Here is a 24,918-nt window from a genome sequence, read left to right on the forward strand (position 1 = left end):
GCGCGCTCGAAGCGCCGCCGTCGTGGCCATGTCGTCGTTTTTCACCATCCTTCCTCGCGCGGTATCGATCCCGCGCATCCACCCGACTTCGAGGTAGCCATGTCCGCTGCGTACATCATTTGTTCCGACCTGTCGTTCTCCTGGCCGGATGACACTCCGGTCTTCGATGGACTGTCCTTCGGCGTGCCCGGCGGACGGACCGGGCTGGTGGCCCCGAACGGCGCCGGGAAGAGCACCTTGCTCCGTCTCATCGCCGGTGATCTTCGGCCCAGGGGTGGGGGCGTTTCGGTCCGGGGAGCCCTCGGCTACCTCCCCCAGCATCTCCCGTTGACCGGCGATCTGACCGTTGCCGAAGTCCTGGGGATCGCGCCGATCCTCGCCGCGCTCGACGCCGTGGAGTCCGGCGATACCAGCGAGGAACATTTCGCCACCATCGGTTCCGACTGGGACATCAAGGAGCGCACCCGCGCCCAGTTGGCACGCCTCGGCCTCGGCCACCTGTCCCCCGACCGACGTCTGCACACGCTCAGCGGTGGGCAGGTCGTCTCACTGGGGCTCGCAGCGCAACTGTTGCGACGGCCGGAGGTGCTGTTACTCGACGAACCGACCAACAACCTCGACTCGGAGGCCCGCCACCGGCTCTACGATCTGCTCGCTGACTGGAACGGCTGCCTGCTGCTGGTCAGCCATGATCGCGCGCTGCTCGACCGCATGGACCGCATCGCCGAACTCGATCGCGGCGAGATCCGATTCCACGGTGGCAATTTCACCGAGTACGAAGCCGCTGTGCGCGCCGAGCGCGAGGTCGCCGAGAAGAACATCCGCAACGCCGAGCAGGAGCTCGAGCGCGAGAAGAGGGAGTTGCAGCAGGCGCGGGAGCGGGCCGCGCGTCGCGCGAGCAACGCCACGCGCAACCTGGGCAACGCCGGATTGCCGAAGATCTTCGCGGGAACCATGAAACGCAACGCCCAGGAGTCGGCCGGGAAAGCGAACGAGACGCACCTGGCGCGCGTGGGAGCGGCGAAGAATCGGCTCGACCAGGCCGAACGCGCGCTGCGCGAGGAGCAGCGAATAGTGGTGGAATTGCCCGACACCGAAGTCCCCTCTGGGCGTATGGTTTTCGTCGGCGAGCGCATCGACTTCGAGTACGAGTACGAGAAGCAGCCCATTCTCACCGGCGTCGATCTGATCATCCGCGGCCCCGAAAGGATCGCGGTGACCGGGCCGAACGGCGTGGGGAAATCGACTCTGCTGCGCGTCATCCACGGTGATCTGGCCGCGCAGCGCGGGCAGATCACCCGCGCCGAGGGCCGCGTCGCATATCTGTCGCAGCGGCTGGACCTGCTCGACCCCGACCGCACCGTCGCGGAGAACCTGGCCGTGTTCGCGAAGAACATGCCCGAGTCGCGGCGCAGGAATCTCCTGGCGCGGTTCCTGTTTCGCGGCTCACGAGTCGATCTGCCGGTCGGGGTGCTCTCCGGTGGCGAACGATTGCGCGCCACCCTGGCGTGCGTCCTGTTCGCCGAACCGGCGCCGCAACTGTTGCTGCTCGACGAACCGACCAACAACCTCGACTTGATCAGCGTCGGCCAGCTCGAGAGCGCGCTGAACGCCTACCGCGGCGCCTTCGTGGTGGTCAGCCACGACGAACGCTTCCTCGCCGAGGTCGGGGTGCGGCGCTGGCTGCGCCTGTCCGAAGGCAGGCTGCACGAGGTCGGCGCACCAGGGCCGGTCGTCTGAACGGGGTAGGGGGAGCAGCCGCCTGTCGGCGCAGGCGGCTGCGAACTCTCCCCCGGCGAAGCGGCGGACGCGGCGAGGATTTTGCCGCGTCAGCTTTTCATCGGATCATGGCCCCAGTTCATCAGCGAATAACGCCATCTACTGTTCTCGATGTCCCCCGAAGGTCGCTGCTCGAGATGGCGATGCGCATATCCGATCACTTTGCGCATGTGCGCGTAATCGTCGCCGGACGGTTCCTTTTTCTCGAGGATGTCCACGATGCGCCGACCGCTGGCGTGCCCGGTCGACTCGCCACCGCCTTCCGGTTTCTGCCCCACCGACTTCGATTCGTCGGTGTCGAGCCACCGGCGCAGCTCCGCCGGCGTCATGTTGACGATCTGGTCGAATTGCGTGCGCGTATCTTCGTCGTCCGTCGTCGTCATGGTGCGGCTCCGAATTCCATGTCAATCGTCGTTCGGACGCAGCGCGCCGGGCTTGTGCACCGCATCACGACCGCTTTTCGCGCTGCGGACTCGATACTGCGGCTGCTCTTCGGAGGCCCGTACGGTCCGTCCGGCCGCCTCGGTATCGGACGTGATCACTTCTTCGACCGTGCCCTCAGCGGTACTGCCGTGGCTGTTCCATTCGACTTCGTCACCTTTGCGGAAAGATTGCTTACCCATGCCGTATCCCTTAACATCCACGTATTCAACGAGGTTGTTGTACCCGGGTTACGGCCGGGGAAACTGATAGCTGGATAGCCCGTCTAGTGCTGGCCCGGATCAGTACCGTTCGACAGCAGGCGGCGTCAACGTCGAGTCGCGCAGCGGTCCGATCGTTTGCTCGAACGCCTTCTGCCAGGAACCGTCGGCGATCATCTGCTCGATCGCGTCATTGAGCTTGGTGCGGGTCTCCTGATCGCCCTTCTTCAGGCCGATGCCGTACTTCTCGGTGGTGAACGTGTTGCCGACCAGCTTCAGTTCGCCGGACGCCTGCCCCGCGAAACCGGCCAGGATGATGTCGTCGGTGGTCACCACGTCGACCGAACCGCGCCGCAACGCTTCGATGCACTGCGAGTAGTTGTCGAGTTCCACCAGCTGAACGTCTTTGGCGTGATGGTCCTTGACGTATTGCGCCGGCGTGGAGCCCTTGACCGAGCAGAGCTTCTTGTTGCCGTTCAGCGACTCGACACCGGTGATATCGGTGGTCTCGTTCTTCACCAGCAGCGCCTGCCCGGCCACGAAGTACGGTCCGGCGAAATCCACTTTCTGCTTGCGCTCGTCGGTGATCGAGTAGGTGGCGACGACGAAGTCCACCTCGCCGTCCATGATCATCTTCTCCCGCTGAGCGGTCGGCGCTTCCTTGAAGGTGATGCCGTCGGGCCGTACACCGAGCTTGCTCGCCACATACTTGGCGATCTCGACGTCATACCCTTGGTAGGAGCCGTCCGCTTCGCGAAACCCGAGGCCCGGCTGATCGAATTTGATGCCGATGGTCAGCTTGCCGTCCCGCACATGATCGGCTGTGGTCGCGGCTTCACTGCCACCACCGCAGGCGGTGGCGACCAAGGCGACGGCGATCGCTCCGATACCGAGGCGAAGTGTACGGTTGATGCTCATCGAATTCGGCTCCTTTCACGGCGAGCTGTCAGGCTGGCACCGACGACACGTCATCTTTCCCGGAAACTCCGAGCGCCCGGCTCCACCGTCCTCCCGCCAGTGGAAAGGGTGTTCCGCCCGTAGGAGAGCCGAATGGCCGCCGGCCTATCGGTCGCGCGGGCCCGTGAGCTCACGCGGGTGCGCAGGCAGCGGCCGCGAAGGGCTGACGGGGCGATCGGGGCGAGGAGCGAACCGCTCAGGGGGCGATCGGTGCGAAGGGGCGCGTTTCATCGTGGCCGAGACGCACCACACCAGCCGACGATTCCTCGACTTCGTTCCACGCTCCGGGCAGATCGCGCAGCGGCTCGGAGACCACGAATCGGGCGTCCGCCCCCAGCGTGCGGAGCGCTTGCACTTCCGGGTGCAAGGCACGCACTTTCGCCACATCGTTGGAATAGAACAGCGATCGCGACCGCCGTTCGGTGGAGTACCGGAAGAACCACATGGACTCGCCGTCGGTGGTCGCGACGGTCATCTGCACCGGAGCCTCGACCTCGTGTGCGCGGCCGACGTCCTCGATGAAGCCGACCGCACGGGCGACCGCGCCGAACGGATCGTCGACGAGCCCGAAGGTCAGGGCCAGGAAGAAGAACAACTCCGAATCCGTGGAGCCCTCGATGTCGGCGAACAACAAGGGATCGACCGCCGTCGCCAAATCGCGCTTGCACTGCCGGAACCCGCGCAGCGCTCCGTTGTGCATCCACAACCAGTGCCCGTGCCGGAACGGATGACAGTTGCTGCGCTGCACCTCGCTGCCGGTCGACGCCCGCACGTGCGCGAAGAACAGCGACGTCTGCACCTCCGCCGCGATCTCCCGCAGGTTACGGTCGTTCCAGGCCGGTTCGACGCTCTTGAACACCGCCGGACGCGGGCCCGCGCCATACCAGCCGATCCCGAAGCCGTCACCGTTCGTGGTCGTCGCACCGAGCTGAGAGTGCAAGCTCTGGTCGATCAACGAATGCACCGGCCGGAACAAGAGGTCCTCGGCCCAGATCGGCTCACCCGAATAAGCCATCCACCTGCACATCCCTCGATTGAAGCAGACCGGGCGGTATTCAGCTACCGCATCGCCGCAGCCGGTGCGTCACGCCGGGTACGAACGGGTTTCCGTCGCCTTCACCGCGGCCCACAGCCGCTGACCCGGACGCAGGCGCAACTCGGCGACGGTGGCCGGGGTGATGTCGGCGAGCACGGGTGGGACCCCGTCCAGACGGATCCGGGTGACGTGCGCGTGTTGCTCGATGCCGGTGATCGTGACCGGCCAGCTGTTGCGGGGGCTGCCGACGGGTTGTTCGGGATGCAGGCCCACCGCGTTCGGGCTGAAGGCCACATGCACCCGTCCGTGCGCGGGTTCGGCGATGGTGATGACGCCGCCGCCGTCCAGGTCGACAGTCGTACCGCGCGCGGTGCCACGGTAGAGATTGAGGCCCATCAGAGTGGCCACGTAGTCGGAGCGCGGGCGTGCGGCGACCTGCGCGGGCGGTCCTTGCTGGACGATCGCGCCGTCCTCGAGGATGACCAGCCGGTCGGCGAGGACCATCGCGTCGAGGGGGTCGTGGGTGACCAGGACGGTGTGGCCGGGGTAGTCGCGCAGGTGGTGGGCGAGGTCCGAGCGCACTTGGAGCTTGGTGCCCGCGTCCAGCGCCGCGAGCGGCTCGTCGAGCAGCAGCAGCTGTGGTTCGGTGGCCAGCGCGCGGGCCAGGGCCACCCGTTGCGCCTGCCCGCCCGACAGCGCCCGGGGTTTGCGATGCGCGTAATCGGCCAGTCCGACCCGTTCGAGCCATTCGTCGGCCCGCGCCCGCGCGGCGGTGCGCCCGCAGCCGCGGGCGCGCAGCCCGAAGGCCACGTTCTCCAGCGCCGACAGGTGCCCGAACAACAGATAGTCCTGGAACACGACGCCCACCCGGCGGCGTTCGGCGGGCACGAACGCCGCCGGCGGCGCATCCCACGTGGTTCCGTCCAGCCGGATGTGCCCGCCGGTGAGCGCGATCAGCCCCGCCAATGCTCGCAGAGCGGTGGTCTTGCCCGCCCCGTTCGGCCCGAGCAGAGCGATCACTTCGCCCGGCGCGGCGACAAGGGGTAGCTCGAGCGCGAATTGCCCGCGAACGATCCGCAGGTCGGCCGCCAAGCTCATACCGCCCCCTTGATCCATCGTTCGCGCAACGCCACGAGGACGGCGACCGAGACGGCCAGCAGCACGAGGCTGAGCACGATCGCCGCGTCCGGATCGGTCTCCAGCGCGAGATAGACCGCCAGCGGCATGGTGGTGGTGCGGCCGGGGAAGTTGCCGGCGAAGGTGATGGTGGCGCCGAACTCACCGAGCGCGCGGGCCCAGCACAGCACCGCGCCCGCGACCACTCCCGGCAGCACCGACGGCAGCGTGACCCGGCGAAAGGCGTACCAGCGAGTGGCGCCGAGCGTGGCGGCCGCCTCCTCGAAACGCGGATCGGCCGCCCGCAGGGCTCCTTCGACGGAGATCACCAGGAAAGGCATGGCCACGAAGGCTTCGGCCACGATCACCCCGGCGGTGGTGAACGGCAGGGAGACGCCGAACCATTCGTAGAGATACCGCCCGAGCAGGCCGCGCCGTCCCAGCACCAGCAGCAGTGCGACACCGCCCACCACGGGCGGCAACACCAGCGGCACCGTGACCAAGGCCCGGATCAGCCCGCGCCCTGGCAGTTCGGCGCGCGCGAGCACCCAGGCCAGCGGGATGCCCAAGACCACGCAGATCACCGTGGCCGCGCTCGCACACCACAGCGAGAGCCGCAGCGCCTGGCCGACTTCGACGCTGAACAACCGAGCCGGCATGGCCGACCACGGCGCGCGCGCCAGCAGCCCGATGAGCGGTACGACCAGGAATGCCAGGCCGCAGGCCGCGGGCAGCATCAGCGCGACCGGCCGCCGCCCCAGCACCGCACGCCGCCGCGAAGGCGCCATCACGGGGTGTCGAATCCCGCCGCGGCGAAGACCGGCCTGGCCTGCTCCGATGTCACGAAGTCGACGAACGCCGCGGCGGCCGCCGCGTTCGGCGCGTGCGCCAGCGGCGCGATCGGGTAGTCGTTGACCGCCTTGCCGGACTCGGGGAAGTCGATGCCATCGACCTTGCCGCCCGCGGCCTCGACGTCGGTGCGGTAGACCAGCGCCGCGTCGACTTCACCGAGCGTGACCTTGGTCAGCACCGCTTTCACGTCCTGCTCGCGGGTATCGGGTCGCGGTGTGATGCCCGCGGTCTCCAACACCGTCTGCGCTGCCGCGCCGCAGGGCACCTGCTCCGCGCACAGTGCGAGCTTCGGCTCGGTCCTGCCGAAATCGGCCAGGCCGGTGATGTGGCCCGGATTGCCCTTCGGCACCGCGATCTCGAGCCGGTTACGCGCGAAGGTGACCGGCGCGGCGGTGACCTCACCCTTGTCCCGGACCTGCTGCATGTTCTTCGGCGCGGCGGAGGCGAACACGTCGGCCGGTGCGCCCTGATTGATCTGCTCGGCGAGCGCGGAACTCGCGCCGAAGCTGTAGATCACCTCGACGCCCGGGTGCGCGGCCTCGAACTGTTTGCCGAGTTCGGTGAATGTCTCGGTCAGCGACGCGGCGGCGAACACGGTCACCCTGCCCGAGACGTGCCCCGCGCCGGTGTGTTCGGTCGCGTCGTCCGAACCACAGCCGGTCGCGCTCACGACAGCCAGCACGGCCGTGGTGGCGACACCCAGATTGCGAATCATCCTCGACCTCGTCAACTTTCCGGTATTTCCACGACGACGTGCGTGGACTTCACCGACGCGACAGCGACGCTGCCGACCTCCAAACCGAGCTCGTCCACCGATTCCCGGCTCAGCAGCGACACCAGCCGGAACGGTCCGGCCTGCATCTCCACCTGCGCCATCACGGTGTCCTTCACCACCCGGGTCACGATTCCGCGCATCCGGTTGCGGGCCGACGCCGCGACCGTCACACCGGGCTCCGGCGCCTCGGCGTTGGCCCGCAGGAACTCGGCGAGCTCACGGCCGCTGACGCCCTTGCGGCCGTTGTCCAGCTGAATCGCGGTCAGACGGCGTTGGTCGATCCATCGACGCACCGTGTCGTCGCTGACACCCAGCAACGCGGCTGCTTCACTGATCCGTAGATTCGACACGAGTGACAGTTTATTGCCGCATACGCGGTATAGATAATCGATCCACTCCGCGAGGTCGACTACTCCGGCGCCCGACCCTCGCCTCGGCACGGGGTCGCCGTCATAACCGGACGGCGTGGTCGATGTACGGCTTCGCGGTGCGACGGCGTCCGCCGTGTAGATGGCCGACCGAGCGTCGCCGCCGGTGCGGCATTCCGCTGGCTATACCGTCGTGGTACGCCACCGCTCGCGAAGTCGTGGCGCAACGGCCGACCAGAAGGACCCCGAGCGACATGCCGACATCGAAGAAGGCGACTCCGGACGCCTGCACGCGGGCGCTGGTGGCCGCCTGCCGCGCGGAGATCCCGGCCCTGACCGATCGGCTGATCGCGGAGATCTTCACCGACAACCCCGAATGGACCGACTACTCGCGGGTCGCCCGCGCGGATCTGGTCGATGGCTGCCGCCGATACGTGACCCGGATCCTCGACCTGCTGGGCGCTCCGACGACCGCGCTCGACGACGACGTCGCCGCGTCGATCGGCCGCCGCCGCGCCGAACAGGGTGTGCCGCTGGAGGCCATGCTGCGCACCTTCCGGCTCGGCGGACGGATCGTGTGGGAAGCCCTGCTCGACCAGGCGGACGACCTCGCTCCCGGCGAGATCCGCGCGGCGGGCACCGCGTTGTGGGCCGTGATCGATGGGCTGTCCACGGCGCTGGTGACCTCATACCGCAATACCGAACTGGAGCAGTTGCGCAGCGACGAGCGCCGTCGGCACGCCCTGATCGAGGACCTGCTCGCGGGCCGGGCGAACGACACCACCTTCGCCGCGCGCGCCGCCCGGGAGCTGAACCTTCCTGCCGGTAGTGACTATCTCGTCGTCGTCGCCTGCGGCGCGGGCGAGGCGATGCACACCGGCACGGAGGCCGCTTTGGCCGCGGTCGGCATTCGATCGGTGTGGCACGATCGCGTCGACTCGACGGTGGGGTTGATAGCGGTCGAGCGCCACGACGTCGCCGCGGTGTTGCGCCGGATCGAACCGCACGTGCGCGGCCGAGCGGGCGCCTCACCCGCGGTCGGCGGCTTGGCGCGGATCGGCACCGCGCACGGCTGGGCGCTGCTCACCCTGCAGACCTTGCCCGACGACGCGACGGGGCTCGTGCCGCTGCACGAGCGCTTCCGACACGCGCTGCTGATGCGTTCGACCGATTTGACCGACATGCTCGTCGCGCACACCCTCGGTCCGGTGCTCGCCCTGCCCGCCGCCGAGCGCGTGACGTTGCTGGACACGCTCGCGGCATGGTTGGCGCACGACTGCTCGGCGGCCCACGCCGCGAGCCGGTTGCACTGTCACCGCAATACCGTCATCAACCGCCTGCACCGGGTCTCGACCCTGCTCGGGCGTCCGCTCGAAGGCCAGCGCAGCTATGTGGAACTGTCGCTGGCCCTGACCGCCCTCGACCTCGTCCGGATACCGGAGAGAGCCTGAGCAGGTTGGGCGCTGCGCCCAATTGGGCGAGTGCACTACTGGGCTTCGTGGTGATTGTTTGTGCACTCCGCCACGGCAACACTCGATAGCGATGATCCGCCCCACAACCGGAGGCGGATCGAATCATCGAGGACGAGGAGCACCACGAGTGCCGGATTTCGATCTACTGGTGGTCGGCGGCGGCCCCGGCGGGTACGTCGCCGCCATCCGCGCGGCCCAGCGCGGCTTGCGCGTCGGCTTGGTGGAGAAGGAGCGCCCCGGCGGCGTGTGCCTCAATTGGGGCTGCATTCCGACCAAGGCGATGCTGCGGTCCGCCGAGATCTTCCAGACCGTCGCGGCCGCAGCCGATTTCGGCGTCTACGCCGACAACGTGCGCTATGACTTCGCCGCGGTGCGTGAGCGCAAGGACGGCATCGTCAAGCAACTCACCGACGGTGTGGCGAGCCTGCTCGCCGCGAACGGTGTGACGGTGATCGAGGGACACGCCCGTTTCACCGGACCGACCAGCGTCGAGGTCTTCGAGGCGGGACAGTCGCCGATCTTCCCCGGCGGCCCCCGCTACGCCGCCGCTCCCACAGCCACCGCCACCCGGACCATCACCGCGAGCGATGTGATCATCGCGACCGGATCGGTGCCGGCGCGGCTGGCGATTCCGGGCGCGGACCTGCCGGGCGTCATCACCTCCGACGGCGCGTTCGGGCTGACCGAGGTGCCCGAACGCCTGGTCGTCATCGGCGGCAGCGCGGTCGGCGCGGAATGGGCCAGCCTGTTCGCGAGTTTCGGCAGCCGGGTGACCATCGTCGAACTACAGGACACCCTGGTGCCGCTGGAGGACGCCGACGTCGGCGCCGCCCTGCAACGGTCGTTCACCAAGCGCGGCATCACCGTGCTCACCGGCTGCACCGTCGAGGCCATCGCGCGGACCGACGCGCTGCGGGTCACCGTCGCTGGCGAACACGCCGGTGACCTCGACGCGGACGTGGTGCTGGTCGGCGTCGGACGCCGTCCCAACACCGCCGACCTGGGCTTGGACCGCGTGGGCATCGACACCGACCCCCGCGGCTTCATCCCCGTCGACCAGCAGCTGCGCACCGGCGTAGAACACGTCTACGCCATCGGTGATGTCACCGGGCGCGCCCTGCTCGCGCACGTCGCCTCCCATCAGGGACTCACCGCCGCGGACGTGATCGCCGGTCACTCGGCGCACCTGGACTACTCCGCGATCCCGGCCGCCACCTTCACCCACCCGGAGATCGCCAGCGTCGGGCTCACCGAGGCGAAGGCACGCGCCGCGGGCCACGACGTCGTCACCGCGCGGTTCCCGTTCGCGGCGCTGGGCCGGGCCAAGACCTTCGGCGAAACCGAGGGCTTCGTGAAGATCGTCGCCGGACAGCGTCATCGCGAAGTGCTCGGGGTGCACATCATCGGCCCGTCGGCCAGCGACCTGATCACCGAAGGCGCGTTGGCCATCTCCCTGGAGGCGACCCTCGACGAACTCGCCGACACCATCCACGCCCACCCCACCCTCGGCGAGATCGGCATGGAGGCGGCCATGGCCGGACTCGGCCTGCCCGTGCACATCCCGCCCCGGAAGCGTTGAGGAGCCTGCCGTGACCACCAGCACCGCATCCCGTAAACCGAGCCGCAAGACGGCCGCACGCGCCTCCGCCCCGGTCGCCGGCGACCACGCCGTACCCGCGCGGACGCGGAACGACGCCGCTCCGGTGGACGCGCGCATCGCCGCGGAGGATTCGGACAGCCTGCGCGGGCTGTTCCGCGACATGCTGTTCGTACGCCGATTCGAGGAGCGCACCGCGCAGAGCTACCAGCAGGCGAAGATCGGCGGCTACTGCCATCTCAACCTGGGTGAGGAAGCCACCGTGGTCGGGCTCGGCGCGGCCATGCGCCCGACCGACTATCTGTTCACCAACTACCGCGAGCACGGTTACGCGCTGGCCAAGGGCATCGAGCCCGGCCGGGTCATGGCGGAGCTGTACGGCCGCGCCACCGGAACGTCCAAGGGCTGGGGCGGTTCCATGCACATGTACGACACCGCGACCCGCATGCTGGGCGGTTACGCCATTGTCGGCGGCCAGGTTCCGCTGGCCGTCGGCGCGGCGCTGGCCATCGACTACCGCGGCGAGGACGACGTGGTGGTGTGCCAGATGGGTGAGGGCACGACCAACATCGGCGCGTTCCACGAGGCGCTGAACATCGCGGCGCTGTGGGATCTGCCGGTGGTGTTCCTGGTGATCAACAACCAGACCGGGATGGGCACCACGGTCGAACGCTCCTGCGCCGAACCGGATCTGTGGAAGCGCGCCGCCGCCTATCGCATGCGCGGGGAGCGTGTCGACGGCACCGATGTGCTCGCCGTCCGCGATGTGGCCGGTGAGCTGATCGAAACGGCCCGGCGCGAGAAGAAGCCCGCGCTGCTGGAAGCGGTCAGTCACCGCCTCAAAGGCCACTCCGTGGTCGACCCGGCGAAATACCGCACCGAAGACGCCGTCGCGATCGCCAGGAGCAACGATCCCATCGTGCGCTGGCGCGACGCACTGCTCGCCGCCGGTGTGCTGGACGATCGGTCCGTGGCCGAACTCGAAGCGGACGTGACGGCCGCGGTCGCCGCGGCGGTCGAATTCGCCGACGCGAGTCCCCATCCGGAGCCGTCGAGCCTGTTCGACTACAACTACGCGACACCCGTGGCGGGCGATTCGCGCCGCCTGCCCGCCGACCCGCTGTTCACCACCTAAGGACATCACCGTGGCTGTCATGACCTATCGCGAAGCGCTGCGCGAGACCCTCCGGGAGGAGATGCGGCGCGACGACGACGTCTTCCTCATCGGGGAGGAGATCGGCGTCTTCGAAGGCTCCTACAAGATCACCGCGGGACTGCTGGCCGAATTCGGCGAGAAGCGGGTGCGCGACACTCCGATCGCCGAGGAGGGTTTCGTCGGCGCGGCCATCGGCGCCGCCATGCTCGGACTGCGCCCGGTCGTCGAGATCATGACGATCAACTTCTCGCTGCTGGCGCTGGACCAGATCGTCAATCACGCCGCGAAGATCTACGGCATGTTCGGCGGGCAGACCAGCGTGCCCATGGTCATCCGCACTCCGGGCGGCGGCGGGCAGCAACTGGGGGCGACGCATTCGCAGAACGTGGAGTTGTACTACGCGTTCGTGCCGGGCTTGAAGGTGGTCGCGCCGAGCACTCCGGCCGACGCGCGGGCGCTGCTGAAAGCCGCCATCGAGGATGACGATCCGGTGCTGTTCCTGGAGAACCTGTCGCTGTACAACACCAAAGGCGAAGTGCCGGAAAACCTTCCGAGCGCCGAGATCGGCAAGGCCGCGGTCACCAGAACCGGCTCCGACATCACGCTCATCGGCTACTCCCGCATGGCCACGATCTGCACCGAGGTCGCCGAACGACTCGCCGCCGACGGATTCTCGGCCGAGGTCATCGACCTGCGCAGCCTTCGTCCGCTCGACCGCGCCACCCTCGTCGCGTCCGTCCGCAAGACCGGCTGCGCCGTGATCGGCGAGGACGACTGGCTCACCTACGGCATCGGCGCCGAGGTCGCGGCCTCCATCTCCGACGGCGCCTTCGACTACCTGGACGCCCCGGTGCGCCGGGTGGCCATGGCCGAGGTGCCACTCCCCTACGCCAAGCCGCTCGAACGGCTCGCCCTGCCGTCGGCCGACTCGCTGTACACCGCCGCGCTGGAAACCCTCGCGGCGGTCGGCAAGCGACGCTGAGACACCAGAGGACGCATCCATGCCCGAAATCACCATGCCCCGCCTCTCCGACACCATGGAGGAAGGCGTCGTCGTCTCCTGGCTCAAGCAGGTGGGCGATCCGGTCGAGCGAGGCGAAATCCTCGCCGAAATCGAAACAGACAAAGCCCTGATGGAGCTCGAGGCCTACGACAGCGGCGTCCTCGAGCAGATCCTCGCCGCGGAGGGCGCGCGGGTGCCGATCGGCACGCCGATCGGCCTCATCGGCGACGGCAGCGGCACCACCGCGAGCGGCTCCGGTGGTAGCGCACCCGCGCCGGCCGCGACCGCCTCCGGCGAGCAAGCTGCTGCGGAGAAGGGCTCCGGGCCGGCCTCGAACCGCGTGGTGCCCGAATCCACCGCCGACGCTCCGGCAACGGCGGAGCGAAAGAAGGCGTCGCCGCTGGCGCGCAAGATCGCCGATGAACTCGGCGTGGACATCACCACCGTCACAGGCACCGGCCCGGGTGGACGAGTCATCCGGCAGGATGTCGAATCCGCCCAACGCACAGGCGAACTCGAACAGCCGGGGGAAGCCGCCGCCTCGCCCGAGCCCCCGGCTCCGGCCCCAGGCGACTACGAGGAACTTCCGCTGACCACCATTCAGCGGGTCTCGGCCACGCGGCTCACCGAGAGCAAACAGCAGGCGCCGCACATCTATCTCACCACCGCGATCGATGTGACCGAACTGTTCGGCTTCCGCGCACAGGTCAACGCCACGCTCGCGCAGGCAGGCGGGAAGGTCAGCGTGAACGACCTGCTGTTGAAGGCCGTCGCGGTGACGCTGCGGAGCAACCCTTCGGTCAATGTCTCCTTCGCGGGTGACAAACTGTTGCGCCACCGCGGAATCCATCTCGGCATGGCGGTCGCGACACCGGCAGGCCTTCTCGTCCCCGTGCTGCGCGACGCCGATCGCAAGAGCGTGTCGGAGATCGCCGCAGACAGTCGCGACAAAGCCGAACGCGCCCGCGAGCGCAAACTGCGCAGCGACGAGATGAGCGGCGGCACTTTCACCATCTCCAACCTGGGCATGTTCGGCATCGAGCACTTCACCGCCGTCATCAATCCGCCGGAGGCCGCCATCCTCGCCGTCGGCGCGGCCACCGACGAGCTGCGGCTGGACGACGGCCAGGTGGTGACCCGCAAGATACTGCGGGTCACCATGTCCGCCGACCACCGCGCCATCGACGGAGCCGTGGCCGCGCGGTTCCTGCAAGAGCTGAAAGACCTGCTGGAACATCCGCTTCGGATCGTGACCTGAGGGCGCTCAGCCCACCGCCTTGCGCACCAGTTCACCGATCCTCGCCTCCTCGACGGCAGTCACCTTCGTGAGCGCGAAGTACGTCGGCCACATGGCGCCGTCGTCGAGGTCGGCGAGGTCGTTGAAACCGAAGGTCGCGTACCGCGACTTGAACTTCTCCGCGCTTTGGAAGAAGCACACGACCTTGCCGTCCTTGGCGTAGGCGGGCATGCCGTACCACAGCTTGGGCGACAGTTCCGGAGCGCTGGCTCGGACGACGGCGTGCAACCGCTCGGCCATGACGCGATCGGATTCGGCCATCCCGGCGATCTTGGCGAGCACGTCCTGCTCCCCGTCCGCCTTCGTCGCGCGCGAACCCCGGCGCGCGGCCGTCTTCAGCTCCTGGGCGTGCTCTTTCATCGCGGCGCGTTCCTCGTCGGTGAACTTCACCGCGGTCTTCGTCTCGGCGCCGGTGCGGGTGGCGGACTTCCGCGTAGTCATGAGTCTGGTCTCTTTCGTTTCGGAGGGGGTGGATTGGATGCTGGTCACGCTGCTCATCGGTCCTGGATCAACCCGAGGACGTGGCCGTCGGTGTCGGTGACGGTGGCCACCAGGCGGCCGCCGCCGACGTCGTGCGCCGACTCGGCCACGGTGGCGCCCGCGGCGGTCAGTTCCGCCAGCTTCGCCTCGATGTCCGGCACGTGCCAGTACGCCACCGGCGCGGTCATGCCCTGCGGTCCGCCGTTCGGCACCAGCCCGATGTGCTGCCCCTCGGCCTCGAAACCGACGTAGTAGGGCGAGTCGGTCTGCGGCTCGGTGCCGAGCAGGGCGGTGAACAGCGCCTTGGCCGCCGCCAGATCGGACACCGGATGCAGCACGGTCTTGATGCCCTGGGTGGAAGAGCTGGTCATGATCACTCCTGAATTCGTCGGTCTGGTCGTCCTCGTGGTGCCCGTTCTGTCGGGCGAACCGGACGTGTTCACAGCTTCTCTCCCGGCACAGGCAACCCACATCCGTGGTGACCACGGAACCGTCCACTGATCGCGCACGGACCGCCCACGGCCGCGGCACCCACCACCACGGAAACAGACCGCAGAGTTCGAAGATGACGCGATAGGGCAGAATTGCCGCCATGGCGGCGACAGTGGAGATCTCGGCTCGGGAAGCCGAGGTGCTGGCGCTGGTAGGGGACCATCTCAGCAACGCGGAAATCGGGGCGCGACTGTTCATCTCCGTGCGCACCGTGGAAAGCCATGTCTCCTCGCTGCTGCGCAAGCTGGACGTGCCCGATCGCCGCGCGCTGGCCCAGCGCGCGTCCGATTCCGCTCCCGCCGACCGGCCGCACCCGGCGCCGGTGCTGCCGACGCCGCTGACCTCCTTCATCGGCCGTGGCCGGGAGCGCGCCGAGCTGACCGAGATGATCCGCGCGCACCGGCAGGTGACCGCGGTCGGCCCCGGCGGAGTCGGCAAGACCCGGCTCGCGCTGGCCGTCGCCGCGGACATGGCCGCCGAATACTCCGACGGGGTCTGGTTCGTCGACCTGGTACCGGTCGCGGCCGCGGATACCCGCGTGGTCGCCGGTACGGTCGCCCTCGCCCTCGGCCTCGGCGAACAGCCCGGCCGCGGCATGGACGAGTCGGTGCCCGCCGCGCTGGCCGACCGGCACGTCCTGCTGGTGCTGGACAACTGCGAGCACGTGCGGGACGGGGTGGCCCCGTTCATCGAGCGGCTGCTCGCGACGTGCCCGCGATTGACGGTGCTGGCGACCAGCCGGGCCCGGCTGATGGTGCCGTTCGAACGGGTCTACACGGTCGCTCCGATGTCGTTGGCGGGCGACGGCGACTCCGACGCGGTCGCGTTGTTCATGGACCGCGCCGCGGCCGGCGGCTGGCCGCCGAATCACGCGCTTCGCGACCAGGTCGCCGCCTTCTGCGCGCGACTCGACGGCGTGGCGCTGGCGATCGAGCTGGCCGCCGCCCGCTGGACCACGCTCGGGTTGGATGGTCTCGAAGCCGGGCTCTCCGATCAGCTGCGCATGCTGGCCGGGGGCCCGCGCGCCGAGGACCGGCACCGATCGGTGCGCGCGGCGCTGGACTGGAGTCACGCCCTGCTGGAGCCGGAGGATCGAGTACTCCTGCGCCGGGTGTCGGTGTTCATGGGTTCGTTCACCGTCGAGGCGGCGGCGCAGGTCGCGGCGTCGGAGAAAGCCGTCGTCGCGGACGGATTGGCCCGGCTCGCCGAGCAGAGTCTGCTGGCGGTGACGCCCCGTCCGGGCGGGACCGGTTACCGGGCCCTGGAAACCATCCGTCAGTACGGCATGGAGCAGTTGGCGCAGGCCGGGGAGCTGGCCGACATCCGGGCCGGGCACCTGCGCTGGTGCCTGGCCGAGGCCGCCGAACTGTCGGTGGTGGGAGCGGATTGGCGGGCACGGTTCGACGCGATGGCCGATGATCTCCGCGCCGCGCTGGCATGGGCGGCCGACCAGCCCGCCCAGCGCGTGGAAGCCTTCCGCTCGGCGCAGCACCTGGCGCAATTGTGCTTCACCCGCAATCTGATCGGCGAATCCCAGATGCGCTACGAACAGGCGGCCGCACTCGCGGAGGACTCGGCCGCCGCCGCTTCGATGCTGCGCCACGCCGCCGCGGCGGCCGGATGCCAGATGCGAGGGGACGATATGCACCGCCTGACCCGCGCGGCCGCCGACGCCGCGCTGGAGTCCGGCGACTCCGCCTGCGCCGCCCGCGATCTGGCGACCGCCGCCGCCAACGCGTACCGGTTCGCGAGCAAGTTCGTCCGTCCTCTGTCGCCGGAGGAGGCGAGCACGCTCATCACCGAGGCACGGCGGCTCGCCGATGATGATCCGGCCGCCCAGGCCGCCGTGGCGCTGGCCGACGCCGGACGAGCGCTCACCGATGCGCTCACCGCCCAGTCGTCATCCGGCAACGTCGTACCGGAGACCATCGCGTGCGCTCAACGCGCGGTCGAACTCGCCGAACGCACAGGTGACCCGCTGGCCCGATCCGCGGCGCTCGACACGCTCGCGGGCGCGCACAGCTTGGCCGGTGACACTTTCGCCGCGGCCGCCGTCGCGCGCGGCCGCATGGCGCTGCTGAGGTCCACCCCGCATTCTCCGGACGGCGCCCATGAACTGATCGACGCGCTCGGCGAGGCCGCCGAAGCCGAACTCGGCGCGGGTGATCTGCGGGGCGCTCGGCGTTGGGCGCAGCGACTCGCTGACCATCCGCTGCTCGCCGAGGTCGGGCATCGTGCGACGAGCTGGCTGCTGGTGACCGACGCGCTGGCTGGCAATGTCGAGGAGATACGCGCCAACAGCATCCGGTTCCTCGAGTCGTGGCATCGGGCCGGCAGCCCCGTCCAGTCGCTTCTCGGCCCGGCGGTCGCGGGTGTGGCGATGATCCACGACTTACGCGGCGACCACGACGCTCGGGCCGAATGGGACGCTGTCATAACCAGGCTCGGCACGCCGCCGGGGCATACGCACGGCTACGGCGCGGTCTTCGACGCACTCGCCATGATCCACCACGGGCAGGTGCGCGAGGCGCTGGATCGGATGTCCTCCGATCCGGGCGAGGTGTGGAGATGGGTCACGTGGATCTGGCTGCACTGGTACGTGGCGTTGCGGGCCGAAGCCGCCGTGCTCGCCGGGGCGCCCGATGCGGGCGACCGCGTAGCCGAGGCCAGGACCATCGTCGCCGGCAACCCCATCGCGGGCGCCATCGTGGAACGAGCCGCGGCACTGCACGCCGGTGACCGAACGCGGCTGCTCGCCACGGCGGCCGCGTTCGACGCCGCCGGATGCCGTTACCAGTCCGCGCGGACCGCCGTGCTGGCCGGTGGCGAGCACGCTGCCCGCGGCGCGGCCGCCCTCGCCGAACTCGGCCTCACACCGATGGCCCCGATCAGCTGGTGAACCGCCGGGCACGGGCCTCGCTTACTTCTCCCGTCGTGACCAGCGAAGGAACAATCGCCGGACACGCTCGCCGAGACCCGGCACAGGTTGCGGCCGCGCATCGCCGGTTTCGTCGACCGCCGATGCCGCCTCGGCGAATCGGGCATGCAGTTGTTCGCGTACCTGGTCGGGGGTGTAGGCACGGCGGCGGCGCTCGGCGCGCACCACCACGACACCGGTCGCAACCACACCGGCCACACCCGCCAATCCCACTGCCTTCCACCACCTCATACCGCATAGGCTACGACCATGACGGGGACGGGCATCGATCTCGACCGGGCGGTCGAGATCACCAGGACGGGTGACATCTGGCTTTTCCGTGGCCATTCCACGGCCGACCGGGTGATCCGCATGACGACGAACAGTCCGGTGAACCATGTCGGCATGTCCGTCGTGATCGATGACCTGCCCGCGCTGATCTGGCACGCGGAGCTGGGACGCTCCCTGCCCGATATGTGGTCGGGCACCGCGCACCGCGGCGCCCAGTTGCACAACCTGCGCGATGCCGTGCTGGTGTGGGCGCACCGCTACGGTCAGCAGGCGTGGTTGCGCCAGTTGAACCCGCCCGCGACCCGGGAGATGGAGGACGGCGCGCTGCGCGCCATCGCACGGCTCGACGGCACTCCGTTTCCCTCCACCGCGGGCTTGGCACGGCGCTGGCTGCGTGGGCGTGCCCGACTCCCCCGCCGGAAGGCGAATCGATCGACCACCCGTGAGCTGGAGAACGCGTACTGCGCCGAAATCGTCGCCGCGACCTACCAGGCGATGGGACTGTTGCCGCAGCACCGCAGCCCCGACTGGTACGACCCGGGCCGCTTCTGGAGCGGAGACGGGCTGCGACTGTCCGGCGACTACGCGCTGAGTGGCGAAATCGCCGTCCGCACACCGGATCCCGCGGATTCCTGAGCACGGGATCGGACCGCACCAGGCTGGCTCCAATGGCCGACCCGCTGCACTTCGAAACGCACGCCGAGATCTACGACCGCGCCGGACCGCCTTACCCGGACGCGCTGTGGTCGCGGTCGACCGAGCGCGGATTGCTGCGTCGGGGCGTGCGGGTGCTGGAACTCGGCGCAGGAACCGGACTGGCGACCGAACCGATGCTGCGGGCAGGAGCCTCGGTCACGGCCGTGGAACCCGGCCGCTCGCCGGCCGAGCGCCTGCGCCTGCGGTGCCCGGATGCCGATGCGCGCGTCGCGGGAGCGGAGGTGGTGCCGTTGCCGACGGCGGCCTTCGACCTCGCCGTCGCCGCGACGGCGGTGCCGGGTTACTTCGGAGCCTGCGAGTTGTACTTGTTGGTGTAGAACTTCGACGGCTCGAACGAACCGGTGATCGCGCCGGTATCGCGCAGCCAATCCTCCCAGCGCAGGAAGTCGGCGTCGACGATCGCGCCGTTGACGGCGGGAACCCCGACCGAAAGCCAGTACTTCACCGACGCAGCGTCCTCGCCCGAACGCTTCCGCTTCTGGATGATTTCGGTGAACTTCGCGACGACCTGGTCACGAGGGGTGGTCTTCTGCCACTCGATGGCCTTGGCGACCCCGTCGACGAATGCCCGGACACTGTCGGGATTCTTGGCGATGAAGTCGTTGCGGAATACATACTGGCCGCCGTTGAACGGGCCGAATTCTTCGTAGTCGGTGAATACCGGACGCAGGCCGCCGTTGGCGATCGCACGCTGCTGGAACTGTCCGCTCAGCGCTGCGACGTCGACCTGGCCGCGCCGCACGGCGTCCTCGGTGTTCGGCGGGGGCAGCACGACCAGCTGCACCGACTTGATCTGCTGTTCGGTGAATCCGGCCTTCTTCAGCGCGGTGTGGATATCCGCCTCGGACTGACCACCCAGCGTATTCACGCCGATCTTCTTGTCCAGCAGATCTTTCGGAGTCCTGATCGGACTGTTGTCGGGCACATAGAATCCGGTGAACGTCTTCTCATCGGAGCCGTAGTAATTCACCACCGCGGTGATCGGCGCGCCGCCCTGCGCCAGTTTGGCGACCGCGCCCCCGAACGCGCCACCGAAGTCGACCTGCCCGGTCGCCGCCGATTGGATGTCCTGCGGGCCGCTGATGGTATTGCCCTGCCATTCGAGCTTCACTTTGCCGTCGAAGAAGCCGAGATCCTCCGCGAGCTCGGGAATGACGACTTGCGAAGCCCAGCCTTGATACCGCAAGACCGGCACGCCGCCGGAAGTGCGGACTTCACCACCACCGCACGCGGTCGAAAGCATTGCCACAGTTGTGGCGACTATCGCGCCTATCAGAAATCTGCCGCGCGCTATCACGCTCATACTCTCCCTCGATACATCCGCCGACGCGCCATCGCGTCGCAGTGCAGCGATCGTTGAGCATTCGCTATTTCATGTCCATAGTTGTCTTCGGGGAGATTCCAAAAGGACGCCGACCGGGAAACCGCGGCGGGCACCTCGTCGTGCCCGCCGCGGTGCGGCGCACAGCGGCGCTCAGGCGCTGCGCGTGCCTTCCAGCGGCCGTGTGACGGCGGACTTCTCGGCACGGCTGAAGGTCAGCACCCCGTCTTCGAGCGCGCCCTTGCGCAGCAGCTTGCGGTCGCGGAAGTAGTTGTTGATCACCTGCCACGGGCCGTTGGTGCCCTGGCGCGGCATCACCGCGTCACCGCGCTGGATATAGCCGGAGGTCAGCGCCCCGCCCATCACCGAGTCGGCGCCCCGGTCGCGGTCGGTGGCGACTGCCTCGACCCGGGTGAAACCGTTCCTCTTCATGTGGTTGAGCACCCGGCAGAAGTATTCGGCCGCCAGGTCGGCTTTCAGCGTCCAAGACGCGTTGGTGTAGCCGAGCACCATCATCGCGTTCGGCACGCCGTCGAGCATGGCGCCCTTGTAGACCACTCGCTCGCGGGTGACCACCGGTTCGCCGTCGATCTCCAGTGTCATGCCGCCGAGCATCTGCACACTCAGACCGGTGGCGCTGATGACCAGGTCGGCGGGCAGTTCCTCACCCGAGACCAGGCGGATGCCGTTCTGGGTGAAGGTCTCGATGCGGTCGGTGACGATCGAGGCTTTGCCGCTGCGCAGCACTTTGAACAGGTCACCGTTGGGCACCACGCACAGCCGCTGGTCCCACGGGTTGTAGTTCGGCGTGAAATGCCGCATGTCGATGCCGGGGCCGACCTGCATTCGCACGGCGGCCAGCAGCAGTTTCTTGGCCGCCTCCGGGTTGGTGCGCGACAGTTGGAAGCTCGCGCGCTGCAGAGCGATGTTGCGCGCCCGGCCGATTCGGTAGGCGAGCTTCTCGGGCACCTTGGCGGCTTTCATCCCCACCGCCACCGGGTCGTCGGCGGGCAGCGCGGTGATGTAGGTCGGCGAGCGTTGCAGCATGGTGACGTGCGCCGCCGCGTCGCTCATGGCCGGGATCAACGTGATCGCGGTGGCGCCGGAGCCGATCACCACCACACGCTTGCCGGAGTAGTCGAGGTCTTCGGGCCAGTGCTGAGGGTGCACGATCTGGCCCCCGAAGTCCTCCTCACCGGGGAACTCGGGCCGGTAGCCGTTGTCGTAGTCGTAGTAGCCGGTGCAGCCGACGAGGAAGTCGCTGGTGTAGATCTCGGTCTCGCCGGTCCGCTCGTCGAGCGCCTCCACCGTCCAGGTGGCCTTTTCGCTGGACCAGCGGGCCGTGGTGACCTTCCGGCCGAAGCGGATGTGCTCGGTGACGCCGTACTCGGCCGCCGTCTCCTCGATGTACTGGCGGATGTGCGGGCCGTCGGCGAGGACCTTGGTGCCGTTCCACGGCCGGAAGCCGTAACCGAAGGTGTACATGTCGGAATCGGAGCGGATGCCGGGGTAACGGAACAGGTCCCAGGTGCCGCCGATGGCGCTTCTGCGTTCCAGGATCGCGTAACTGCGTCCGGTCCGCTCTTTGGTGAGATGGCAGGCCATGCCGATTCCGGACAGCCCAGCGCCGATGATCACTACGTCGACATGCCGCGTCATTGAGGTACTCGTTTCGTCCGGTCCGCCTCGCACACCTGAGGGTGCGTGCTGAGGCCAGATTACGTGTTATTCGTGGTTACGTCTAGTCCGAATGGTGACACGGATCGGCACCGGAATAAAAACCGGCCTGGTTCCAAATCGTGACCTCGGCCGGTCCAGCGCCCAGCATGGATCACTGCGGCGCGCCCACAAGGCGCACCGCCCGATCTGTCCCGCTACCCGAGGCGCCGCGGGCCCGTGATGGCTACGGCGCCGGTTCGGGTGGCTTCGCGTGCGCGCTGGTCACCACGGTGGCTCGGGCGCGGTCCCCGGAAGGGAGTTGGCTCGTATGAGTCTGTCGTTCCACTGGTTTCTCCCCACCTACGGCGATTCCCGCGGCCTGATCGCGGGCGGGCACGGCACCTTCATGTCCGGCGACCGACCGGCCAGCCTGCGGTACCTGAACCAGATCGGCGCCGCCGCCGAGGACAACGGTTTCGAGGCCGTACTCACCCCCACCGGCGCGTGGTGCGAGGACGCGTGGCTGACCACCGCGATGATGGTGGAGACCACCGAGACGCTGAAGTTCCTGGTGGCCTTCCGTCCCGGCCTGATCAGCCCGACGCTCGCCGCGCAGATGGCGGCCACTTTCCAGCGGCACTCCAAGGGCAGGTTGCTGCTCAACGTGGTGACCGGGGGCGAGCCGCACGAGCAGCAGGCCTACGGCGACTTCCTGGACAAGACCCAGCGCTACGCACGCACCGGCGAATTCCTGCACGTGGTGCGCGAACTGTGGAACTCCACCGAGCCGGTGACCTTCGAGGGCGAACACATCCGGGTCGATCGGGCTCTGCTGAGCAACCGGCCGGACCCGGTGCCGCCGGTGTTCTTCGGCGGTTCCTCCGAACCGGCGGGCCCGGTCGCGGCCCGCTACAGCGACACCTACCTGACCTGGGGCGAGCCGCTGCTGGCGGTGAGCAGGAAGCTGGAATGGATCCGGCGTCTGGCGGTGGACCACGGCCGCGTCCTCGACTACGGCCTGCGCGTTCACGTGATCAGCCGCGACACCTCCGAGCAGGCCTGGGCCGAGGCCGACCGCCTGCTGGCCGGCATCGATCCCGCCGACATCGAACGGGTGCAGGCCAATCTGGCGCGCAGCGAATCCGAAGGCCAGCGGCGCATGCTGGAACTACACGGCGGCAGCACCGATCGGCTGGAGATCGCGCCGAACCTCTGGGCGGGCGTGGGCCTGGTCCGCGGCGGCGCGGGCACCGCGCTGGTCGGCTCGCACGCCGAAGTCGCCGAACGGCTGGCCGAATACGCGCGCCTCGGCATCACCCACTTCATCCTCTCCGGCTATCCGCACCTGGAAGAGGCGTACTGGTTCGGCGAGGGCGTGCTGCCGATCCTGGAGCGCAAGGGCCTGTGGCGCCATCCCAACCGCACCACCCGCGTGGCCGCCTCGACGCCCTTCGCGACGTCATCCAGCAGCTGAGAGCAACACCCCAGTTATTCCCACGCGCTGCGACGCGGCGAGAATGGTCTATCGGTCCGGCACACCGGCCGCGACCGATGGACCATTCCGAGGGAGTCATGACCACCGCTTCAGCCCGGCGCTGGCGCCGCCGCCTGCCCGACACCGCGACCGAGGCGGGCGCGCCCACGCTGGCGCGCAGACTCGGCAGGCTCGATCTCACCGCCATGGGCGTCGGCACCATCGTCGGCGCGGGAATCTTCGTCATCACCGGTGTTGCGGCCGCGGAGAAGGCCGGGCCCTCCATCGTGCTGTCGTTCGCCCTGGCCGGAACGGTGTGCGTGCTGGTGGCGTTGTGCTACAGCGAACTCGCGGCGATGGTCCCGGTCTCCGGCAGCGCCTACACCTACACCTACGCGACCCTCGGCGAAGCGCCGGCGTTCCTGGTGGGCTGGAACCTGCTGCTGGAATTCGTCATCGCCGGCGCCGCGGTGGCGATCGGCTGGTCCGCGACCACTGTGTCCGCACTCGACTCGCTCTTGGGCATCACCATCCCGCATGCCCTCGTCGCGGGACCCGCCGAAGGCGGCGTGGTGAACCTGCCCGCCTTGCTGATCGTCGCCGCCGTCGTCGCGGTGCTGGTCGGGGAGGTGTCGTTCACCGCGCGCATCACCAAGGCGCTGGTCGCGGTGACCATCGGCGTTCTGGTGCTGGTGATCGCCGTCGGCGCCCCGCACGTGAGCGTGGACAACTGGACACCGTTCGCGCCGTTCGGGGTCGGCGGGATCATCGGCGGCGCCGCCATCGCGTTCTTCGCCTTCCTCGGTTTCGACGTGGTCGCCGCCTCGGCGGAGGAGGCCCGCAACCCGCGCCGCGACGTGCCGTTCGCCATCATCGGCACGGTGCTCATCGCCACCGTGCTCTACGCGCTGGTCAGCGCCGTGCTCACCGGCATGGTGCCGTTCGCCACACTGAACAACAGCGCGCCGATCGCCACCGCGTTCGGGGCGGTGCGCATCGGCTGGATCGGCGACGTCATCGTGATCGCCTCGATCATCGCGCTGACGAAGGGCCTGCTGCTGATCGTGTACGCGCAGGTGCGGTTGATGTTCGCGATGTGCCGCGACCGGCTGCTGCCCTACTCCCTCGCGACCACGGGCAAACGGTCGACCCCGGTGCGCCTGACGCTGCTGCTGGGAGCGCTCGGCGCGGCGATCGCGGGCCTGCTGCCGATCGACATCGTGGTCGAACTGGTGAACATCGGCGCGCTGTCGGCGTTCGCAGTGGTGTGCGTGGGCGTGCTGGTGCTGCGCAGGGTCGAACCCGAGCGCGAACGCCCGTTCCGCACCCCGCTGGTGCCCGTGGTTCCGCTGCTGGCGCTGATCGGCTGCGTGCTGCTCGCGACCACGCTGGATGCCCTGACCTGGGTGCGATTCGGTGTGTGGGTCCTGGTCGGCATCGCGGTCTACCTCGGATACGGACGCAAGCGCTCCACCCTCGCCGAGACCGCGCCCAGCGCTCCGCCGACCGGCCCCTGAC

General features: G+C 68.8%; 24 protein-coding genes. 11 read left to right on the forward strand and 13 right to left on the reverse strand.

The features are described 5' to 3' along the window. Positions 1-99 precede the first annotated feature (99 nt). Positions 100-1,740, forward strand: a complete 1,641-nt coding sequence (gene abc-f, locus ACH49X_RS21025; protein ID WP_357206094.1) for a ribosomal protection-like ABC-F family protein — start codon at positions 100-102, stop codon at positions 1,738-1,740. An 89-nt stretch (positions 1,741-1,829) separates the two neighbouring features. Here abc-f and ACH49X_RS21030 read toward each other — a convergent pair whose 3' ends face one another. The 8 genes from ACH49X_RS21030 to ACH49X_RS21065 all read right to left on the reverse strand — a co-directional run bounded on the left by ACH49X_RS21030 (position 1,830) and on the right by ACH49X_RS21065 (position 7,506). Beyond that, positions 1,830-2,162, reverse strand: a complete 333-nt coding sequence (locus ACH49X_RS21030) for a DUF3140 domain-containing protein (RefSeq protein ID WP_195044781.1) — start codon at positions 2,160-2,162, stop codon at positions 1,830-1,832. Between the two features lie 21 nt (positions 2,163-2,183). Further along, on the reverse strand, positions 2,184-2,402 hold the full coding sequence (locus ACH49X_RS21035; RefSeq protein WP_195081424.1) for a DUF2945 domain-containing protein: 219 nt from the start codon (positions 2,400-2,402) through the stop codon (positions 2,184-2,186). Between the two features lie 99 nt (positions 2,403-2,501). Next, positions 2,502-3,338, reverse strand: a complete 837-nt coding sequence (locus ACH49X_RS21040) for a glutamate ABC transporter substrate-binding protein (protein WP_195081242.1) — start codon at positions 3,336-3,338, stop codon at positions 2,502-2,504. Positions 3,339-3,573: 235 nt separating this feature from the next. Further along, entirely contained in the window at positions 3,574-4,392 is an 819-nt protein-coding gene (locus tag ACH49X_RS21045) for a class II glutamine amidotransferase (protein ID WP_195081241.1), read from the reverse strand. Positions 4,393-4,461: 69 nt separating this feature from the next. Then, a complete protein-coding gene (locus ACH49X_RS21050; RefSeq protein WP_195081240.1) occupies positions 4,462-5,511 on the reverse strand; it encodes an ABC transporter ATP-binding protein in 1,050 nt (349 codons plus the stop codon). Continuing rightward, positions 5,508-6,317, reverse strand: coding sequence for a molybdate ABC transporter permease subunit (gene modB / locus ACH49X_RS21055; RefSeq protein ID WP_357105072.1), 810 nt, complete (start codon positions 6,315-6,317; stop codon positions 5,508-5,510). Before modB ends, ACH49X_RS21050 begins: the two co-directional genes overlap by 4 nt. Continuing rightward, a complete protein-coding gene (gene modA, locus ACH49X_RS21060) occupies positions 6,317-7,096 on the reverse strand; it encodes a molybdate ABC transporter substrate-binding protein (RefSeq protein WP_195081238.1) in 780 nt (259 codons plus the stop codon). The genes modB and modA overlap by 1 nt, the downstream gene beginning before the upstream one ends. A gap of 11 nt (positions 7,097-7,107) precedes the next feature. After that, on the reverse strand, positions 7,108-7,506 hold the full coding sequence (locus tag ACH49X_RS21065) for a molybdopterin-binding protein (RefSeq protein ID WP_195081237.1): 399 nt from the start codon (positions 7,504-7,506) through the stop codon (positions 7,108-7,110). 272 nt (positions 7,507-7,778) lie between these two features. Between ACH49X_RS21065 and ACH49X_RS21070 the strand changes: the two genes are divergently transcribed. The 5 genes from ACH49X_RS21070 (at position 7,779) to ACH49X_RS21090 (ending at position 14,010) form a co-directional block, all read left to right on the forward strand. Further along, positions 7,779-8,975 (forward strand): CdaR family transcriptional regulator, encoded by a 1,197-nt coding sequence (locus tag ACH49X_RS21070; protein WP_195081236.1) that lies wholly within the window; start codon positions 7,779-7,781, stop codon positions 8,973-8,975. A 148-nt stretch (positions 8,976-9,123) separates the two neighbouring features. Further along, positions 9,124-10,575, forward strand: coding sequence for a dihydrolipoyl dehydrogenase (lpdA, locus tag ACH49X_RS21075; protein ID WP_195081235.1), 1,452 nt, complete (start codon positions 9,124-9,126; stop codon positions 10,573-10,575). Positions 10,576-10,585: 10 nt separating this feature from the next. Beyond that, positions 10,586-11,728, forward strand: coding sequence for a pyruvate dehydrogenase (acetyl-transferring) E1 component subunit alpha (gene pdhA, locus ACH49X_RS21080; RefSeq protein WP_195081234.1), 1,143 nt, complete (start codon positions 10,586-10,588; stop codon positions 11,726-11,728). Positions 11,729-11,747: 19 nt separating this feature from the next. Next, complete coding sequence (locus ACH49X_RS21085) at positions 11,748-12,731, forward strand: alpha-ketoacid dehydrogenase subunit beta (protein WP_323124265.1); 984 nt, start codon at positions 11,748-11,750, stop codon at positions 12,729-12,731. 19 nt (positions 12,732-12,750) lie between these two features. Further along, entirely contained in the window at positions 12,751-14,010 is a 1,260-nt protein-coding gene (locus ACH49X_RS21090; protein ID WP_195081232.1) for a dihydrolipoamide acetyltransferase family protein, read from the forward strand. A gap of 6 nt (positions 14,011-14,016) precedes the next feature. On the opposite strand, the gene ACH49X_RS21095 is transcribed toward ACH49X_RS21090, so the two are convergent. Together ACH49X_RS21095 and ACH49X_RS21100 are read right to left on the reverse strand one after the other, a co-directional pair. Then, entirely contained in the window at positions 14,017-14,490 is a 474-nt protein-coding gene (locus tag ACH49X_RS21095; RefSeq protein ID WP_357105051.1) for a DUF1801 domain-containing protein, read from the reverse strand. A gap of 53 nt (positions 14,491-14,543) precedes the next feature. Further along, the gene (locus tag ACH49X_RS21100) at positions 14,544-14,900 is read right to left on the reverse strand and encodes a VOC family protein (protein ID WP_195081230.1); all 357 of its coding nucleotides are present in this window, start codon (positions 14,898-14,900) and stop codon (positions 14,544-14,546) included. 221 nt (positions 14,901-15,121) lie between these two features. On the opposite strand from ACH49X_RS21100, the gene ACH49X_RS21105 reads away from it, so the two are divergent. Next, on the forward strand, positions 15,122-17,920 hold the full coding sequence (locus ACH49X_RS21105) for a LuxR C-terminal-related transcriptional regulator (protein WP_195081229.1): 2,799 nt from the start codon (positions 15,122-15,124) through the stop codon (positions 17,918-17,920). A 21-nt stretch (positions 17,921-17,941) separates the two neighbouring features. On the opposite strand, the gene ACH49X_RS21110 is transcribed toward ACH49X_RS21105, so the two are convergent. After that, entirely contained in the window at positions 17,942-18,190 is a 249-nt protein-coding gene (locus ACH49X_RS21110) for a hypothetical protein (protein WP_195081228.1), read from the reverse strand. An 18-nt stretch (positions 18,191-18,208) separates the two neighbouring features. Here ACH49X_RS21110 and ACH49X_RS21115 point away from each other — a divergent pair, with 18 nt between their 5' ends. Together ACH49X_RS21115 and ACH49X_RS21120 are read left to right on the forward strand one after the other, a co-directional pair. After that, positions 18,209-18,865, forward strand: a complete 657-nt coding sequence (locus ACH49X_RS21115) for a hypothetical protein (RefSeq protein ID WP_195081227.1) — start codon at positions 18,209-18,211, stop codon at positions 18,863-18,865. Positions 18,866-18,897: 32 nt separating this feature from the next. Beyond that, positions 18,898-19,263, forward strand: coding sequence for a bifunctional 2-polyprenyl-6-hydroxyphenol methylase/3-demethylubiquinol 3-O-methyltransferase UbiG (locus ACH49X_RS21120; protein WP_195081226.1), 366 nt, complete (start codon positions 18,898-18,900; stop codon positions 19,261-19,263). Here ACH49X_RS21120 and ACH49X_RS21125 read toward each other — a convergent pair. Further along, complete coding sequence (locus ACH49X_RS21125; protein ID WP_323124266.1) at positions 19,227-20,189, reverse strand: ABC transporter substrate-binding protein; 963 nt, start codon at positions 20,187-20,189, stop codon at positions 19,227-19,229. The genes ACH49X_RS21120 and ACH49X_RS21125 overlap by 37 nt on opposite strands. Before the next feature lie 231 nt (positions 20,190-20,420). Beyond that, positions 20,421-21,926 (reverse strand): NAD(P)/FAD-dependent oxidoreductase, encoded by a 1,506-nt coding sequence (locus tag ACH49X_RS21130; RefSeq protein WP_195081224.1) that lies wholly within the window; start codon positions 21,924-21,926, stop codon positions 20,421-20,423. A 328-nt stretch (positions 21,927-22,254) separates the two neighbouring features. Here ACH49X_RS21130 and ACH49X_RS21135 point away from each other — a divergent pair, with 328 nt between their 5' ends. Together ACH49X_RS21135 and ACH49X_RS21140 are read left to right on the forward strand one after the other, a co-directional pair. After that, a complete protein-coding gene (locus tag ACH49X_RS21135; RefSeq protein WP_195081223.1) occupies positions 22,255-23,400 on the forward strand; it encodes an LLM class flavin-dependent oxidoreductase in 1,146 nt (381 codons plus the stop codon). Positions 23,401-23,498: 98 nt separating this feature from the next. Then, complete coding sequence (locus ACH49X_RS21140) at positions 23,499-24,917, forward strand: APC family permease (protein ID WP_195081222.1); 1,419 nt, start codon at positions 23,499-23,501, stop codon at positions 24,915-24,917. Position 24,918: the final 1 nt, after the last annotated feature.

It is taken from the genome of Nocardia sp. NPDC019323 (assembly GCF_044389845.1).
In the GTDB taxonomy this organism is placed as follows: domain Bacteria; phylum Actinomycetota; class Actinomycetes; order Mycobacteriales; family Mycobacteriaceae; genus Nocardia; species Nocardia implantans.